The 17,412-nt window shown below is 49.8% G+C and carries 14 protein-coding genes; all 14 read left to right on the forward strand.

Features of this window, described 5'->3' with window-relative positions; genetic code table 11:
• Window positions 1–104 precede the first annotated feature (104 nt).
• The 14 genes from ftsZ (at window position 105) to DXB18_RS00140 (ending at window position 17,411) form a co-directional block, all read left to right on the forward strand.
• Window positions 105–1,352 carry a cell division protein FtsZ gene (ftsZ, locus tag DXB18_RS00075; protein WP_118543479.1) on the forward strand — a complete coding sequence of 416 codons (1,248 nt, stop codon included), beginning with the start codon at window positions 105–107 and terminating at the stop codon, window positions 1,350–1,352.
• 241 nt (window positions 1,353–1,593) lie between these two features.
• On the forward strand, window positions 1,594–2,424 hold the full coding sequence (locus tag DXB18_RS00080) for a sigma-E processing peptidase SpoIIGA (RefSeq protein WP_182430411.1): 831 nt from the start codon (window positions 1,594–1,596) through the stop codon (window positions 2,422–2,424).
• Between the two features lie 24 nt (window positions 2,425–2,448).
• Entirely contained in the window at window positions 2,449–3,189 is a 741-nt protein-coding gene (gene sigE, locus DXB18_RS00085) for an RNA polymerase sporulation sigma factor SigE (protein ID WP_118543481.1), read from the forward strand.
• The gene (locus DXB18_RS00090; RefSeq protein WP_243035338.1) at window positions 3,182–4,285 is read left to right on the forward strand and encodes a stage II sporulation protein P; all 1,104 of its coding nucleotides are present in this window, start codon (window positions 3,182–3,184) and stop codon (window positions 4,283–4,285) included. The genes sigE and DXB18_RS00090 overlap by 8 nt, the downstream gene beginning before the upstream one ends.
• 168 nt (window positions 4,286–4,453) lie before the next feature.
• Complete coding sequence (gene lepA, locus DXB18_RS00095; protein WP_118543482.1) at window positions 4,454–6,268, forward strand: translation elongation factor 4; 1,815 nt, start codon at window positions 4,454–4,456, stop codon at window positions 6,266–6,268.
• A complete protein-coding gene (gene hemW / locus DXB18_RS00100) occupies window positions 6,261–7,505 on the forward strand; it encodes a radical SAM family heme chaperone HemW (protein ID WP_118705281.1) in 1,245 nt (414 codons plus the stop codon). Before lepA ends, hemW begins: the two co-directional genes overlap by 8 nt.
• A gap of 222 nt (window positions 7,506–7,727) precedes the next feature.
• Window positions 7,728–8,999, forward strand: a complete 1,272-nt coding sequence (locus DXB18_RS00105) for a family 10 glycosylhydrolase (protein ID WP_182430412.1) — start codon at window positions 7,728–7,730, stop codon at window positions 8,997–8,999.
• Between the two features lie 37 nt (window positions 9,000–9,036).
• A complete protein-coding gene (locus DXB18_RS00110) occupies window positions 9,037–9,561 on the forward strand; it encodes an adenine phosphoribosyltransferase (RefSeq protein ID WP_118543485.1) in 525 nt (174 codons plus the stop codon).
• 26 nt (window positions 9,562–9,587) lie between these two features.
• Window positions 9,588–10,451 (forward strand): YdcF family protein, encoded by an 864-nt coding sequence (locus DXB18_RS00115; RefSeq protein WP_118705285.1) that lies wholly within the window; start codon window positions 9,588–9,590, stop codon window positions 10,449–10,451.
• A 54-nt stretch (window positions 10,452–10,505) separates the two neighbouring features.
• Entirely contained in the window at window positions 10,506–13,439 is a 2,934-nt protein-coding gene (locus tag DXB18_RS00120; RefSeq protein ID WP_182430413.1) for an insulinase family protein, read from the forward strand.
• Between the two features lie 111 nt (window positions 13,440–13,550).
• Window positions 13,551–14,543 (forward strand): GTPase Era, encoded by a 993-nt coding sequence (era, locus tag DXB18_RS00125; RefSeq protein ID WP_118543487.1) that lies wholly within the window; start codon window positions 13,551–13,553, stop codon window positions 14,541–14,543.
• 69 nt (window positions 14,544–14,612) lie between these two features.
• Complete coding sequence (gene recO / locus DXB18_RS00130; RefSeq protein WP_118705287.1) at window positions 14,613–15,272, forward strand: DNA repair protein RecO; 660 nt, start codon at window positions 14,613–14,615, stop codon at window positions 15,270–15,272.
• 73 nt (window positions 15,273–15,345) lie between these two features.
• A complete protein-coding gene (locus DXB18_RS00135; protein WP_118543489.1) occupies window positions 15,346–16,002 on the forward strand; it encodes a hypothetical protein in 657 nt (218 codons plus the stop codon).
• 20 nt (window positions 16,003–16,022) lie between these two features.
• Window positions 16,023–17,411 (forward strand): glycine--tRNA ligase, encoded by a 1,389-nt coding sequence (locus DXB18_RS00140; protein WP_118543490.1) that lies wholly within the window; start codon window positions 16,023–16,025, stop codon window positions 17,409–17,411.
• Window position 17,412 lies beyond the last annotated feature (1 nt).

The following is a 17,412-nucleotide window of genomic DNA, read 5'->3' on the forward strand; positions in this document are numbered from 1 at the left end:
TATTTTCAAGGAAATCACCTATAGTATTATTTAGACTAGTTTTTGATATAATGTTACAAAACTGTTACAAAAGGCCAATGAAAGAAGTTAAGGAGGAATCAGTCTTGTTAGAGATTAAGATAAATGAAGCGGAAAACTCCGCGAAGATCATTGTGATCGGTGTTGGCGGTGCCGGCAACAATGCAGTAAACCGCATGGTAGACGAAAATATTGCAGGTGTCGAGTTCATCGGCATCAATACCGATAAACAGGCATTGCAGTTCTGTAAGGCTCCGACCGCCATGCAGATCGGCGAGAAGCTGACCAAGGGCTTAGGCGCTGGTGCAAAGCCAGAGGTTGGACAGAAAGCAGCAGAGGAGAGTTCCGAGGAGATTGCTCAGGCCATTAAGGGCGCTGACATGGTATTTGTTACCTGCGGTATGGGCGGCGGTACCGGTACCGGTGCAGCTCCGGTCATTGCAAAGATCGCAAAAGACATGGGCATTCTGACCGTTGGTGTTGTAACAAAGCCATTCCGTTTTGAGGCAAAGGCACGTATGAGCAACGCGCTTGCCGGAATCGAAAACTTAAAGGCAAGTGTTGATACCCTGATCGTAATTCCGAATGATAAACTTCTTGAAATCGTTGACCGCAGAACCACGATGCCGGATGCATTAAAGAAAGCAGACGAAGTGCTGCAGCAGGCTGTTCAGGGTATTACCGACCTGATCAACGTTCCGGGTCTGATCAACCTTGACTTTGCAGATGTACAGACGGTTATGACCGACAAGGGCATCGCCCATATCGGTATCGGACATGCCAAGGGCGACGACAAGGCTGTTGAGGCTGTTAAGCAGGCAGTAGCAAGCCCGCTGTTAGAGACCACCATCGAGGGCGCTACCCACGTGATCATCAACATCTCCGGCGACATCAGCCTGATCGAGGCAAACGAAGCAGCAAGCTATGTTCAGGAGCTGGCTGGCGATGATGCAAACATCATCTTCGGTGCAATGTACGACGAGAACGCACAGGATGAGGCCACCATTACCGTAATCGCAACCGGTCTGGATGCACATGCAAATACTCCGGTTAACAAGGCTATGGCTGAGTTTGGAAACTTCAAACCGAAAATGCCGTCCGGATTAAACTTAAACACCCAGAGTGTTGGCCGCACCGCTGCTGCTGAGGCAAGCGCAACGGCTGCAAAGGCTGCACCGCAGCTTCACACTCAGGCCCAGAGCGTAAAACCGGTTCCGGCACAGACCACGCAGGCTGCAGCTCCGGCTCAGAGTGCTCCGGCAAGCCAGGGTTCTTACCGTCCGTTAAACCAGACCCAGATCAACATTCCGGATTTCTTAAAGAATAAGCGCTAAGAATCATTCTGAGGCTACATATTATTTCTACGACAAAAGACGACAAAGACAGAAGACCAGTTTGGGTTTTCTGTCTTTTTTTGTCGTTCAAAAATGGAAGTTTCGTCCGTCGCTTTGACAAAATTTTCTCTTTCTGCGAATTATAATGAGGACATGAGCAATGAGAATCCTTGTAACTGTGAGAATATCAGGCAGTTACGAAGCCCTGGAAAGGCTCATGATGTCAGGGGGACAATGTAGCATGGCAGAAACGCTGTATCTGGATCTGCTTTTTCTGGTGAATCTGTCAGCGGATCTGTATCTGTTGTTTCTTACGGGTCTGATCTTGAAAGAACCCGTAAGGAAACGAAAAAGCAGACTCTTTTTTGGCTCATTCAGCGGAGCAGTGCTGGGATGCAGTCTGGTTTTTGTCCCGGTGCGATCGGTTTTTTTGTGGAAAGTTCTGGAACTGATCCTGCCAGCTGTACTTATGACGCGGATCGCATTTGGAAACCATGGGATACGGACATGGCTCCGGCAGGTTTGTATACTGTGGATGCTTGCACTTTTTATGGGGGGAATCTGCAGTGTGCTGGAATCTGCAGACGGAATGTCTGCTTCGGTGTCTTCTGGTTTTTGGAAGATGACGTCCTGGTCTGCCGGAAGGTTTTTTCCGGTTTTGGGCATTGCGGGGCTGTGTTTGTATGCGGCAGTGGTCTTCCTTGAACGGAGAGCCGTGTTTTGCGACAATCTGTATGAGGTAACGCTGCATGATCATGGAAAACAAAAAACAGTCCGGGCCCTGCGGGATACCGGGAATCAGCTGTATGAACCATATGGCCACCAGCCGGTACACATTCTGGAAAAGCGAGTCTGCCTGGAATTTTGTGAAACAGCATCCGGAGTCATTTACATTCCGTTTAGCAGCGTGGGAACCGAAGCGGGACTTTTGCCGGCAGTGCGGATGGAACGGATGGAAATCTGGAAGAACGAGAAACAGATCCGGACATTGGAACGGCCCTGGATCGCGATCAGTGAAACGCCGCTGTCGCCCCGGCATCAATACGAAATGCTTCTGCATGGAGAACTATAATACAAAGACCTGGAGGATGGAAAAGTGATCGTAAAAGTTTCAGTACCAAATCGTTTTCAGTTTAAGGCAGTTTCTTCTTTTACTACAATGTTGTGGCAGAGGAAGGGAGAAGTCCATTATATTGGGGGTGCAGACATTCTTCCGCCGCCACTGGAAAGCAGGAAAGAAGCAGAAATGCTTTCCATGCTTGGGACTGACAGAGAAAAAGAGGCAAAGTCTCTTCTGATCGAACACAATCTGCGTCTGGTTGTATACATAGCAAAGAAGTTTGATAATACGGCGGTAGGCGTGGAAGATCTGATTTCCATAGGAACCATTGGTCTGATCAAAGCAATCAATACCTTCAACCCGGAGAAAAATATCAAGCTGGCTACCTATGCATCCCGCTGCATTGAAAATGAAATTCTTATGTATCTGCGCCGCAACAGCAAGACGAAGGCAGAGGTATCCATTGACGAGCCGCTGAATGTTGACTGGGATGGAAATGAGCTGCTCCTTTCCGATATTCTTGGTACGGATGATGACATGATCTACCGGGGACTGGAAGATGAAACGGAACGGCAGCTTTTAAATTCGGCGATCGATCGTCTGAGTCCGCGGGAAAAGACCATTGTGGAGCTGCGTTACGGATTAAAGAATGTGGAAGGAGAAGAAATGACCCAGAAGGAAGTGGCAGACCGCCTGGGAATTTCCCAGTCCTACATATCGCGTCTGGAAAAGAAAATTATGAAACGCCTGAAGAAGGAAATCGTTCGTTTTGAATAATATACTGATTTGGGCGCTGAAATGGATGCTGGCGGTGTGTCTGCAGCTGCGCTATCCAACGGTGCGGTTCCAGAAGGAAGAACCCGTAAGGAGCGATCCCTCTTATGAGATATACGAAACATACAGGTATGCGTACAGACAGTACGGATACCTGTTTTCGTATGCAGAAGAGACGCAGGAGGATGGCAAGACAGCGAATGAAACGACAGGCTGGGAAAAGGAAGCAGGGAACGGCGAGAACGAAAAAGAAAACGGAGGAAGCGGAAACGTGAAGGAAACGTACAGTCTGGAAAGGGATGCAGGAAACGAGAGAAACTCCACCTTGTTTTCCCGGCTTCAGGACTATGATTATCTGATGAAGCATTATTTCAGCGTCCATGCGTCCACGACAGCCGACCGAGGACTGATGAAGGCAGATCAGCTGCTTGGCACCGATGTAACGCTGGAGAAGAATCCGGAAGTTCCCCAGATCCTGATTTATCACACCCATGCCAGCGAAACATATGCCGATTACGGACCCGGACAGCCAGATGCCACGGTGGTGGGAGCCGGAACTTATCTGACGGAACTTTTACGGGCGAAAGGATGGAATGTGATCCATGACACAACCGCTTATGATCAGAAAGAGGGAAAACTGGAGCGAAGCCGGGCGTATACGTATGCGCTGGAAGGAATCCAGCGCATCTTACAGGAACATCCGACCATAGAAGTGATCCTGGATCTGCACCGGGACGGAGTAGCAGAGTCGGTGCGTCTGGTGCAGGAAATTCAGGGAAAACCGACTGCCCAGATCATGTTTTTTCAGGGGATGAGCCGGACACCGGAGGGCGAGATTGCCTATCTGCCAAATCCCTATCTGCAGGAAAATCTGGCATTCTCGTTTCAGATGCAGCTGGCTTTGAGCCGGTATCCCGGATTTACAAGGAAAATTTACCTGAAAGGTCTGCGTTACAACCTGCATTTGCGTGGCAGGTCTTCCCTGATCGAAGCCGGAGCGCAGACCAACACCATGGAGGAAGCCAGAAACGCCATGGAACTGCTTGCACAAGCGGTAGATACGGTGCTCCAGCCTGCTGGCGGGGATGCTGTGAATTGAAACAGACTGAAAAACAACCGGAAAACAGGCATGATATCGTGTTGCAAGGGATCTGAAAAAATGTTATTATTATAAATTGACGAATTGTTTCCTTTCTGCAAGACGCAGAAAACGGAAACGGAAACAAAAAACTGATCTTATACGTTTTATTTTGGAGGAAATCAATACATGGCATCAATGGACCAAAGCAAGATCCGTAATTTCTGTATCATCGCCCATATTGACCACGGCAAATCTACGCTGGCAGACCGCATCATCGAGATGACCGGTCTTCTGACCAGCCGTGAAATGCAGGCGCAGGTACTCGATAATATGGACCTGGAGCGGGAGCGTGGAATTACCATCAAATCCCAGGCAGTCCGCACCGTTTACCGTGCAAAAGACGGAGAAGAATATATTTTTAACCTGATCGATACCCCTGGACACGTCGACTTTAACTATGAGGTATCCAGAAGCCTGGCTGCCTGCGACGGTGCGATCCTTGTCGTAGATGCGGCACAGGGCATTGAAGCCCAGACGCTGGCAAACGTTTACCTGGCCCTGGATCATGACCTGGATGTATTTCCGGTCATCAACAAGATCGATCTTCCGAGTGCCAGACCGGACTGGGTGGCAGACGAAATTGAGGATGTGATCGGCATTGAGGCACACGATGCGCCGCGTATCTCCGCAAAGACCGGTCTGAATGTGGAAGATGTGCTGGAGGCCATTGTCCACAAGGTTCCGGCGCCGGTGGGAGACCCGGAGGCACCGCTTCAGGCACTGATCTTTGACTCTTTGTATGACCCGTATAAGGGCGTTATCGTATTTTGCCGGATCAAAGAGGGAACCGTAAAGAAAGGCACCCGTGTGCGCATGATGGCAACCGGAGCGGAGGAAGAAGTGGTTGAGGTCGGCTATTTCGGTGCAGGTCAGTTCATCCCGTGTGACGAGCTGAGCGCCGGTATGGTTGGCTACATCACGGCCAGCATCAAGAATGTAAAAGATACCCGTGTGGGCGATACCATCACCGATGCGCTGCGTCCGTGTGCAGAGCCGCTTCCTGGATATAAAAAAGTAACTTCTATGGTATACTGCGGACTTTACCCGGCAGACGGTGCAAAGTACAATGACCTGCGCGATGCGCTGGAAAAACTTCAGTTAAACGATGCGTCCCTGTTCTTCGAGCCGGAGACTTCCATCGCCCTTGGCTTTGGTTTCCGCTGCGGATTTTTAGGACTTTTGCATCTGGAGATCATTCAGGAGCGTCTGGAACGCGAATACAACCTCGACCTGGTTACTACGGCTCCGGGCGTTGTCTACCGCGTGCATAAGAAAAACGGCGAGATGATCGAACTGACCAACCCGTCCAACCTTCCGGACCCGACCGAGATCGAGTATATGGAAGAGCCAATCGTCAGTGCGGAGATCATGGTAACCACCGAGTTTGTGGGTGCGATCATGACACTGTGCCAGGAGCGCCGCGGCATCTACCATGGCATGGAATACATTGAAGAAACAAGGGCACTCTTAAAGTACGATCTTCCGTTAAACGAGATCATTTACGATTTCTTTGATGCGTTAAAATCCCGTTCCAGAGGTTACGCTTCCTTCGACTATGACATGAAGGGATATGAAACTTCGGAGCTTGTGAAGCTGGATATCCTCATCAATAAAGAAGAGGTGGATGCCCTGTCCTTTATCGTACATGCAGATTCTGCCTACGAGCGCGGCAGAAAGATGTGTGAGAAGTTAAAAGAGGAGATTCCGCGCCATCTGTTCGAGATTCCGATCCAGGCAGCGGTAGGCGGCAAGATCATTGCCCGTGAGACCGTAAAGGCGATGCGTAAGGATGTCCTTGCGAAGTGCTACGGTGGTGATATCTCCCGTAAGAAGAAGCTTCTGGAAAAACAGAAAGAAGGAAAGAAACGAATGCGTCAGGTGGGCAATGTAGAAATCCCGCAGAAGGCATTTATGAGTGTTCTGAAATTAGACGATGAATAAACGAGAACTGGAACTTTATATTCATATTCCCTTTTGTGCCCGCAAGTGCTCCTACTGCGATTTTTTATCGTTCGCAGCACCGGAGCGGACATACCGGGAATATATGGACAAACTGATCGAGGAAATCTGCGGTCAGGGTCCGAATTTTCAGGGGTACCGTGTGTCCACGATCTTTGTGGGCGGCGGTACTCCGTCGATTCTGCCGCCAGATCTGATCATGGAGCTGTTTGCGACGCTTTCGGAAAATTTTGATATTTCCCCGGATGCGGAAGTGACCATGGAGGCCAATCCGGGCACCCTGACGATGGAAAAGCTGGAAGTATACCGCCAGAGCGGTGTGAACCGCTTAAGCATTGGTCTGCAGTCGGCCGATGAGAAAGAATTAAAATACCTTGGGCGGATCCATTCCTACGATTCCTTTTTAAAGAGCTATCAGCGTGCCAGACAGGCCGGGTTTAAGAACATCAATGTGGACCTGATGTCAGCGCTTCCGGGTCAGGACGTCCATTCCTGGAAAACGACGCTGAAAAAGGTCATGATGTTAAAACCGGAGCATATTTCGGCATACAGCCTGATCATTGAAGAAGGAACCCCGTTTTTTGAACGTTTTGGGGAGAAATCGTGCGGCACGGCGGCAGCGGTTCCAAACGGAGCCGGTGCGCCTGCAAAAACAGCGGCAGAGGTGGCTGCCCGCGCAGCTGTGATGACATTGCCGGATCTCCCGGACGAGGATACCGACCGCGAGATGTACCATCTGACGAGAGAGATGATGGCGGCGCAGGGCTACGAACGTTATGAGATATCCAATTATGCCAGAAAAGGTTATGAATGCCGTCACAATATTGGTTACTGGACAGGTGTGGAATATCTGGGACTGGGACTTGGTGCCTCATCCTACACCTACGGATACCGCTATCACAATACCGAAAATTTACAGGAGTACCTCTCGTTGAATCTCTATGAAGGGGGAGCGGCGACCCGGGACATTGAAGAACTTTCCCTGGAAGACAAAATGGAAGAGTTCATGTTTACCGGTCTGCGCATGATGAAGGGCGTGTCCGGCAGTGAATTTCTGGAGCGTTTTGGACTGAATATGTGGAATGTCTATGGAGATGTCCTGAAAAAACTGGAAAAACAGGGGCTGATCGAAGTAGAAGCACCGATGGTCCGGCTGACAGAATTCGGAATCGATGTCAGCAATGTGGTGTTAAGCGAATTCCTCCTGGACCGGAACTGATCCTTGCGAAATCAACGCTGTTTGCGCAGCACGTGAACCGTAATAAAACGAATTTCTTAAGGATAGCTTCATGATTTGTTTGGTTGTTCTTTCCCGGATCCTTTGCTATACTGTTTATGAAAAATATGGTAACTGCGGGAAAACGCATCCTGCAGCTGATTGGAAGTGAGTGCGGGAATGAGAAAACGGTACCGCATGAAAGGACATCTGGGAGGAACTGGAATGCTGATACAAAAGAAACTTAAGATATATGCCGGAACATGGACCCTGGCTTTCTGTAAGGCAGTCTGTCTGCTGCTTACGGGGCTCATGGTCTTACAGGCAGGTCTGTTCCCTGCGTTTGCCGCACCAGCGGCATCGGTCATCCGCTCCGATGAACTGCGCGGCGTGTGGATTTCTTATCTGGACTGGGAACGGCTTCCGGCAGACCAGGAATCTTATAAGCGGGAAGTCGACAAAATGCTGGACCGCTGCCTGGAATTAAAAATGAATACCGTTTTTGTGCATGTGCGTCCGGATGCAGATGCCATGTATCCGTCTTCCTATTTTCCCTGGTCCCGTTTTGTGACAGGAAACCAGGGGCAGAACCCGGGGTACGACCCGCTGGCGATTTTTGTAAAGGCAGCACATGCGAAAGGTCTGCAGTTTCATGCGTGGGTCAATCCGTACCGTGTGACAGGCTACCACAACAACTGGGATCAGGTTTCTGACCAGAATCCGGCGAAAAAATGGCTGACCGATGCGGATCCGTCGAACGACCGCTGGGTATTAAAACAGAATGGTGCCTATTATTTCAACCCGGCTATCCCGCAGGTGCGGGAACTGATCACAAACGGAGTACGGGAGATTGCGCAGAAGTATACGGTGGACGGCATCATTTTCGATGATTATTTCTATCCGGAAGTGGACAATTCCAATGCAAGCCGCTGGTTTGACAAACCAGAGTACGATGCGTCAGGCAGCACGCTTGGCATCGCGCAGTGGAGACGGGAAAATGTCAACGAACTGATCCGCAGCGTATACCAGGCGATCAAGGAGACAAGGCCGTCCGCCCAGTTTGGCATCAGCCCGGAGGGCTATGTCAATCATCTGCGCAGCGACAACCGCCTGTTTACAGATATTGATACCTGGCTGTCCCATGACGGCTATGTCGACTACATCATGCCGCAGATCTACTGGGGATTTGAACACCAGCTTGCAAATGGCAGTCCGGCACCCTTTGCGTATGAAAATAATCTGAAAACCTGGATCGCTCTGGTAAAGAAAGGTCATGCAAAGCTTTACATCAGTCTTGCCATGTACAAGGCAGGAAGCAGTGCACGGGATAATACCGGAATCCCGGAATGGAAGCGTTATGACGATATCATCAGCCGTCAGGTAGAAGCCGGGCGCGTCACCGGTGCGGTCGCCGGGTTCAGTTTTTATGAATATGGCTCCTTCCAGGAAGAAGTATGCCAGAAAGAAGTCAAAAATCTGTTGAACGTGTTCCGTTAAAATAGAATGACGAAAAAAGGTAAGGAGAAGATTGAACATGAAAAAGTTAGAAGATTACGTAGTAAGTATTCCGGATTTTCCGGAGCCAGGCATTATTTTCCGCGATGTTACCTCGATCCTTCAGGATGCAGACGGTCTTGCACTTGCTATTGACAGTATCCGGGAAATGTTAAAAGATCTGGACTACGACGTTGTGGTAGGTCCGGAGTCCCGCGGCTTTATTTTCGGTGTGCCGGTTGCTTATGCGGAGCATAAGAGTTTTGTGCCGATCCGCAAGAAAGGAAAACTGCCGCGTGAGACGATCACTGCAAAATATGATCTGGAGTATGGCTCTGCTGAGATTGAGATCCATAAAGATGCCATCAAACCGGGACAGAAAGTAGTTGTAGTCGATGACCTGATCGCAACCGGCGGTACGACCGAAGCAATTATCAGCCTCATTGAACAGCTGGGCGGAAAAGTGGTAAAACTTTGCTTCGTTATGGAACTGGCAGGATTAAAAGGACGTGACCGTCTTGCCGGATACGATGTGGAGTCTGCAATCATCTACGAAGGAAAATAAACAAGAAACTGATGTGAGGTGAAACGATGTTAATATGGGTCTTCACTGCGGCAGCACTGCTTTGCCTGGTATATTACGGGATCATCGTATTGTATGCGGGATTTGGTACATCGTTTGCAGTGTTATGGCTTCTGATCGGTGGATTTTTCGGAGCGACGGCAGCCGGTATTCATATTTATCAGAAGTATCCGGAACGGATGCCGCTCTGGATCCCGGTCTCTTTTGTGACCTTGTGTGCTTCCGGGCTTTTGATCCTTCTGGTTACGCAGATTTTAATCTTTGGAAGAATTCCGGCAACAGCGGAGCCATCCCTGGATTATGTGATCGTGCTTGGCACGAAAGTAAAACCGGACGGATCGCTGAGTAAAACGCTGAAACTGCGTCTGGATAAGGCACTGGAATATACAAAAGAAAATCCGGAAACGGTTTTGATCCTTTCCGGAGCCAAGGGCGACGGAGAGCCATGTTCGGAGGCGGAAGCCATGGAACGCTATCTCCTGGAACAGGGGGCAGAGAAAGAACGGCTGATGCGGGAAGAACAATCCTTCAGTACGGTAGAAAATCTGGCTTACAGCAAGATCCTGATCGAAAACAGGGAACAGCAGATCTTGCAGGAACAAAAGCAAAAGGAAGAGGCAGAAATGCTTCTTCGTGCGCCGGAAGAACCGGGACAAAGCGGGAAAAAGACTTCCGGGCTGTCCGAACGGCACCTGCGGATCGGTATTTTAACCAGTAATTTTCATTTGTGTCGTGCCGGCATGATCGCAAAGCATCAGGATTATGGTACGGTTTACGGCATTGCGTCAGAATCCGACAAAGTTCTGCTGGTCCATTTTTCCCTGCGTGATGGCATAGCCATATTAAAAGACCGCCTGATGGGCAACCTATAATGGAAAGCAAGACAAAAAATAAGATCGTAAAAAGACAGGAAAGGAAGACAACGGATGAATCAGCTGGAAGCAATAGAAAAACTGGATGCCTACCGTGTGGTAGAGCATAAAACCATTGAAGAAATGCAGTCAGAAGGCATTGTCCTGGAACACAAAAAGACAAAAGCCAGACTGTTCCTGGTATCAAATGATGACGAGAACAAGGTATTCTGTATCGGTTTTCGGACTCCGCCGGACAATGACTGCGGACTGCCGCATATTCTGGAGCACAGCGTGCTGTGCGGTTCCGACAAGTTCCCGTTAAAGGATCCGTTTGTAGAGCTGGTAAAGGGATCTTTGAATACCTTTTTAAATGCCATGACCTACCCGGATAAGACTGTGTATCCGGTTGCAAGCTGCAACGATAAGGATTTCCAGAACCTGATGGATGTTTACATGGACGCAGTCCTGCATCCGAACATTTACAAAGAAGAGAAGATTTTCCGCCAGGAGGGCTGGCATTACGAGCTGGAGAGCAAGGATGCCCCGCTCATTTACAATGGCGTTGTATACAATGAGATGAAGGGCGCTTACTCTTCTCCGGAGAGTCTCTTAGACAGTGTGACCCAGAAGACCCTGTTCCCGGATACCTGCTATGGCAAGGATTCCGGCGGTGACCCGGTTCACATTCCAGAGCTGAGCTATGAAAAATTCCTGGATTTCCATAGAACGTACTATCATCCCTCCAACAGCTATATCTATCTCTACGGCGATATGGATATGGCTGAGAAGCTGGCATGGCTGGATGAGGAATATTTAAGCCACTACGAGGAGCGTCCGGTCGATTCCCGCATCCGGGAGCAGAAGGCATTTGAAAAACCAGTAGAGTGTGAGTTCTCCTATTCCATCACCGATGGAGAATCCGAGGAGGATGCAACCTATCTTTCCGTGAATACCGTCGTGGGTGATGATCTGGATCCGAAGCTTTACGTGGCATTCCAGATTCTGGAGTATACCCTGCTTGATGCACCGGGAGCACCGTTAAAACAGGCGCTGATCGATGCCGGAATCGGTAAGGACATCCTGGGCGGATACGAGAGCGGCATTTTACAGCCATTCTTCTCCGTCATCGCAAAGGATGCCAACAAGGAGCAGAAGGGCGAGTTTTTAGCGATCGTAAAGGGCACGCTGAGAAAGCTTGCTGATCAGGGCATCAACCGCAAGAGTCTGCTTGCCGGCATGAATTATTTTGAGTTTAAATACCGTGAGGCGGATTATGGTTCTGCACCGAAGGGCCTGATGTATGGTTTGCAGTGCCTGGACAGCTGGCTGTACGACGGAGATCCGATGACGCACCTCTGCTACCAGGAAACTTTCGACTTCCTGAAAAAAGAAGTGGAGAACGGCTATTTTGAGCAGCTGATCAAAGATTACCTCCTGGATAACCCGTTTGAGGCTGTGATCGTGGTAGCGCCGGAAAAGAACCTGACCGCAAAAGAAGATGAAAAGCTGGCTAAGAAGCTGGCCGATTATAAGGCATCTCTTTCAGAGGAGGAACTGGAGAAGCTGGTTTGTGCAACCAGAGAGTTAAAGGAGTACCAGGATACCCCGTCCACTCCGGAGATTTTGGCAAAGATCCCGCTCTTAACCCGCGAAGACATTGATAAAAAAGCAGAGATCTTCTTCTGGACCGAGAAAGAGGAGGACGGCATTAAAGTGCTGCACCACAATTTCTTTACCTCTGGAATCGGCTATTTAAAGATATTATTCAATACCAGCGTACTGCCGCAGGAAGATCTGCCGTATGCAGGTCTGTTAAAATCCGTGCTGGGTTCCATCAGCACAGAGCATTACAGCTATTCGGATCTGACCAGTGAGATCCATTTAAACAGCGGCGGCATGGATTTCTCCGTGACTTCCTACGCAAACCTGCAGGATGCCGAGCAGTTTACCGGAGCGTTTGTGGCAAGCATCCGTGTGCTGTACGACAAGCTGGATTTTGGATTTACCATGCTGGAAGAAATTTTAAACCACTCCGTATTTACGGATGAAAAGCGTCTGGGCGAGGTGATCCAGGAGACCCGCTCCCGTGCGAGAATGAAACTGGAGAATGCAGGACACAGCACGGCAGTATCCCGCGCAACCTCTTACTTCTCTGCGACTGCATACTACAATGAGCTGACGGGCGGCACGGCGTATTATCATTTCCTGGAGCAGTTGGAAAAGGATTATCCGGCAAAGAAACAGGAGATCATTGCAAAGCTTCAGGAAGTAAGTAGAAAGCTTTTCACCCGTTCCAATATGCTGGTAAACTACACGGCAGATGAAAAGGGTTATGAAAAGCTTCCGGAGACCTTAAAGCTGCTCTCCGCAAAACTCCCGGAGGGAAGCCGCGAAACGTATGCATTTACCCATCCGGTCAAGAATGTGAACGAGGGATTAAAGACCTCTGCGCAGGTCGACTATGTGGCGCGTTGCGGCAATTTCCGCGATGCAGGTCTTGCGTATACCGGTGCATTAAAGATCCTTCAGGTGATCTTAAGCTACGACTACCTGTGGCTGAACATCCGCGTGAAAGGCGGTGCGTATGGCTGCATGAGCGGATTTGGACGTTCCGGCGAGGGCTATCTGGTATCGTACCGCGACCCGAACTTAAAAGAGACAAACGAGATCTACGAGGGTATTCCGGCTTACTTAGAGCAGTTTGACCCGGATGAGCGCGATATGACGAAATATGTGATCGGAACCATCAGCAATCTGGATGCTCCGCTGACGCCGTCCGTGAAGGGCAGCAGGGGACTTTCTGCATATCTGTCCGGTGTGACGGAAGAGATGATGCAGACCGAGCGTGACCAGGTCTTACAGGCGACCAAGGAGGATATCCGCGCGCTGGCGGCCCATGTCCGTGCCGTACTGCAGACCGGAAGCTTCTGCGTGGTAGGAAATGAGGAAAAGATCGAGGCAAACCGCGCAATGTTTGGCGAGGTTTCCAGCCTTACGAGAGGATAACAGGTGTGTGCAGTGTGCGGCACGAAGCCTGTAGGAAACGTTGTTGGGAAAGGATAACTGGGAAGGTACTGAACAGTTACCAAAACAGTTATGTATGGGAAAGGATAAACTATGGCAAAGAAACCGGAAGGTACGAATTTTGATCAATTACTGGAAGAACTGAATGGAGCGAAAAAGGGCGGTGCGGGCAGCGAAGCAGCTGCCCCGGTTCAGAAAAAATCCGGCTTTGTAACGCTGATCGGACGGCCAAACGTAGGGAAATCCACGCTGATGAACCATCTCATCGGCCAGAAGATCGCCATTACTTCAGACAAACCGCAGACCACAAGAAACCGCATTCAGACCGTCTATACCGATGAGCGGGGACAGATTATTTTCCTCGATACGCCGGGCATCCACAAAGCAAAAAATAAGCTGGGTGAGTATATGGTCAATGTGGCAGAGCATACCTTAAAAGAGGTGGACCTGATCTTGTGGCTGGTAGAGCCGAGCACCTTCATCGGTGCCGGGGAACGCCATATCGCCGAGCAGCTTCAGGGAGTCAAAACCCCGGTCATTCTGGTCATCAACAAGACCGATACGGTAAAGAACCAGGAAGATATCCTGACCTTTATCAATGCTTACAAGGATATCTGCAATTTTGCGGAGATCGTTCCAGTATCAGCGCTCCGTGATAAGAATACGGACACCCTGTTGGAACAGCTGTTCAAATATCTGCCTTACGGTCCGCAGTTCTACGATGAGGATACCGTGACAGACCAGCCGATGCGCCAGATCGCCGCAGAGCTGATCCGCGAAAAGGCACTCCGCCTGTTAGAGGAAGAGATTCCGCACGGAATCGCAGTCACCATTGAGAAGATGAGTGAGCGCCCGAATGGCATCATGGATGTGGAGGCAACCATCATCTGTGAGCGCGATTCCCACAAGGGCATCATCATCGGCAAGGGCGGCGCCATGTTAAAACGCATCGGTTCCGCTGCCAGAAGAGAGCTGGAGGCAATGCTGGAGACGAAGGTCAACCTGCAGATCTGGGTCAAAGTTCGGAAAGAATGGCGCGACAGCGAATTGTTAATGAAGAATTATGGTTATAATCCGAAGGAATAACAGAAAAAGCGCCGCAGGGATGGAAAGGCAAATAGAAGTGCTGTGGGAGCAGAAAGGCAAACGGGAACAGTGAGAGAATCGGTGAATCTGACCGGAATGGTCTTAAAAGCAACGCCGGTCGGGGAAAATGACCGGAGACTGGTGATCTTAACCAGGGAGCGCGGCAAGATCACGGCCTTTGCCCGCGGTGCCAAACGGCCGGGCAGCCCGCTTTTGGGCGTGACCAGACCCTTTGTGTTTGGTACCTTTAAGCTGTACGAAGGAAGAGATGCCTATAATCTGCAGGCAGCTGACGTGCTCAACTATTTTTCCGAGATCACGATGGATATGGAGGCAACCTGCTACGGCTCTTATTTTCTGGAATTTGCGGATTATTACAGCCGGGAAAATTTAGAGGCGACCGAGCAGCTCCTTTTGCTCTACCAGTCGCTGCGGGCCTTGTTAAAGCCGGCCCTTCCAAACTCGCTGGTACAGGCAGTGTTTGAGCTGCGCAGCATGGCGATCAACGGGGATTATACGGAACATCCGCCCCGTCCGGTCAGCGATTCTGCCAATTATGCCTGGGAATATATCGTGGCATCACCGCTTGAATCCCTGTATACCTTTACGCTGGCACCGGAAGTTTTAGAGGAACTGAAGCACTGTGTGGAGCTGAACAAACGGAGCTTTATTGACCGGGAATTTCATTCCCTGGAAATCCTGAAAATGATGGAGACCGTAACAATTTAAATAAAGTGTTGAAAAACCGTTTATGAACAGGTATAATCCTAAAGAACCCGCAAAAAGGGCAAAGAGGAGATTTATGAAAAAGAAGACAGCAGTTTTGACTGCAGCCGTGCTGCTTTGTGCAGTCTGGACTGCAGGCTGTTCGGAAACAGGGGCGAAGAAAAAAGCCTGGGACGCTTCTGAGAACAGCATTTATGTGGCGGATGACTTAAGTGTGCAGAGCGCCATGGTCTACACATCACAAAAGGAAAACGACCGGTACAGCGCCGAGGGCTTAGCTGAATTTGCAAAAGAGCAGATTTGTTCTTATAATGAAGAACAGGGAGCGGCCGCCGAGGCAGAACATACAGAAGGGAAAGAAAAACTCCCGGTGGCGCTGGAAAAAAGCAGCCTGGAAGGGACGACCGGTACGCTGGTATTTTCCTATGCTTCCCCGGATGATTTTGTGAAATTTTCCGAGGAAAACGGCGACGATACGCATTCTGTAACATCGCTGCAGGTGTTGGATACGGATGCATCGAAATTGCCGGATCTGACCTACAAAACAGCTTCCGGAAAGAGCATGGAACTTTCAAAAGCCGGGGCAAAAAAAGGCAGCCATATGGTCCTGACCGAAGGCAGTGCTTCTGTTTACACGGAAGGAAAGATCCTTTATGTGACCGAAGGCGTGGAAATAACAAGTGATCATTCAGCAGTGACCCCAGAGGGAACCGGCTGTATTATATTCAAGTAAAAAAGAGAGGTTATCTGACGATGGAAAAAACAATGGAGAAAATCGTAGCACTGGCAAAGACCAGAGGATTTGTTTATCCGGGTTCCGAGATCTATGGCGGTCTCGCAAACACCTGGGATTACGGCAACCTTGGTGTTGAGCTGAAAAACAATGTAAAGAAAGCATGGTGGCAGAAATTCATTCAGGAAAGCCCGTACAACGTAGGCGTTGACTGTGCAATCCTCATGAACTCCCAGACCTGGGTTGCTTCCGGACATCTTGGTGGCTTCTCTGATCCGCTGATGGACTGTAAGGCATGTAAGGAGCGTTTCCGCGCCGACAAGCTGATCGAAGATTACATGGCTGAGAACGGCATTACCATTGAGGGCAGCGTAGACGCATGGTCCCAGGAAGAAATGAAAAAATACATCGATGATAATAACATCTGCTGCCCAAGCTGCGGTAAGCATGATTTTACCGATATCCGTCAGTTTAACCTGATGTTCAAGACCTTCCAGGGTGTAACCGAGGATGCAAAGAACACCGTTTACTTAAGACCGGAGACCGCTCAGGGTATTTTCGTAAACTTCAAGAACGTACAGCGTACTTCCAGAAAGAAAGTTCCGTTTGGTATCGGACAGATCGGTAAATCCTTCCGTAACGAGATTACCCCGGGCAACTTCACCTTCCGTACCCGTGAGTTCGAGCAGATGGAGCTGGAGTTTTTCTGCAAACCGGGCACAGATCTGGAGTGGTTCCAGTACTGGAGAGGCTTCTGCCGCGACTGGCTGCTGGCACTTGGCTTAAAGGAAGACGAGATCCGTCTGCGCGACCATTCTCCGGAGGAGCTTTGCTTCTACAGTAAGGGTACCACCGATATCGAGTTCAAGTTCCCATTCGGCTGGGGCGAGCTGTGGGGTATCGCAGACAGAACTGACTACGATTTAACCCAGCATCAGAACACTTCCGGTGAGGATATGACCTACTTCGATGACGAGGCAAAGGAGAAATACATCCCGTACGTCATTGAGCCGTCCCTGGGTGCAGACCGTGTTACCCTGGCATTCCTGTGCGCAGCATACGACGAAGAGGAGATCGGTGAGGGCGATGTCCGTACCGTCCTTCATTTCCATCCGGCCATCGCACCGGTTAAGATCGGTATCCTTCCGCTGTCCAAGAAGTTAAACGAGGGCGCAGAGAAGGTATACGCAGAGCTTGCAAAGTACTACAACTGTGAGTTCGATGACAGAGGAAACATCGGTAAGAGATACAGAAGACAGGACGAGATTGGTACTCCGTTCTGCATTACCTATGACTTTGAGTCTGAGGAGGACCACGCAGTGACCGTCCGCGACCGCGATACCATGGAGCAGGTTCGTGTGCCGATCGCTGAGTTAAAACAGTATTTCGAGGACAAGTTCCGTTTCTAAT

The sequence above is a fragment of the Clostridium sp. OM02-18AC genome, from assembly GCF_003481825.1.
Taxonomy (GTDB): domain Bacteria; phylum Bacillota; class Clostridia; order Lachnospirales; family Lachnospiraceae; genus Brotaphodocola.

Bases quoted from the DNA above. Each gene is read 5' to 3' on its own strand.
- DXB18_RS00140 (WP_118543490.1), top strand. From the start codon at position 16,023: ATGGAAAAAACAATGGAGAAAATCGTAGCACTGGCAAAGACCAGAGGA.
- era (WP_118543487.1), top strand. From the start codon at position 13,551: ATGGCAAAGAAACCGGAAGGTACGAATTTTGATCAATTACTGGAAGAA.
- DXB18_RS00080 (WP_182430411.1), top strand. From the start codon at position 1,594: ATGGCAGAAACGCTGTATCTGGATCTGCTTTTTCTGGTGAATCTGTCA.
- DXB18_RS00105 (WP_182430412.1), top strand. From the start codon at position 7,728: ATGCTGATACAAAAGAAACTTAAGATATATGCCGGAACATGGACCCTG.
- DXB18_RS00135 (WP_118543489.1), top strand. From the start codon at position 15,346: ATGAAAAAGAAGACAGCAGTTTTGACTGCAGCCGTGCTGCTTTGTGCA.
- lepA (WP_118543482.1), top strand. From the start codon at position 4,454: ATGGCATCAATGGACCAAAGCAAGATCCGTAATTTCTGTATCATCGCC.
- DXB18_RS00115 (WP_118705285.1), top strand. From the start codon at position 9,588: ATGTTAATATGGGTCTTCACTGCGGCAGCACTGCTTTGCCTGGTATAT.
- DXB18_RS00110 (WP_118543485.1), top strand. From the start codon at position 9,037: ATGAAAAAGTTAGAAGATTACGTAGTAAGTATTCCGGATTTTCCGGAG.
- DXB18_RS00120 (WP_182430413.1), top strand. From the start codon at position 10,506: ATGAATCAGCTGGAAGCAATAGAAAAACTGGATGCCTACCGTGTGGTA.
- hemW (WP_118705281.1), top strand. From the start codon at position 6,261: ATGAATAAACGAGAACTGGAACTTTATATTCATATTCCCTTTTGTGCC.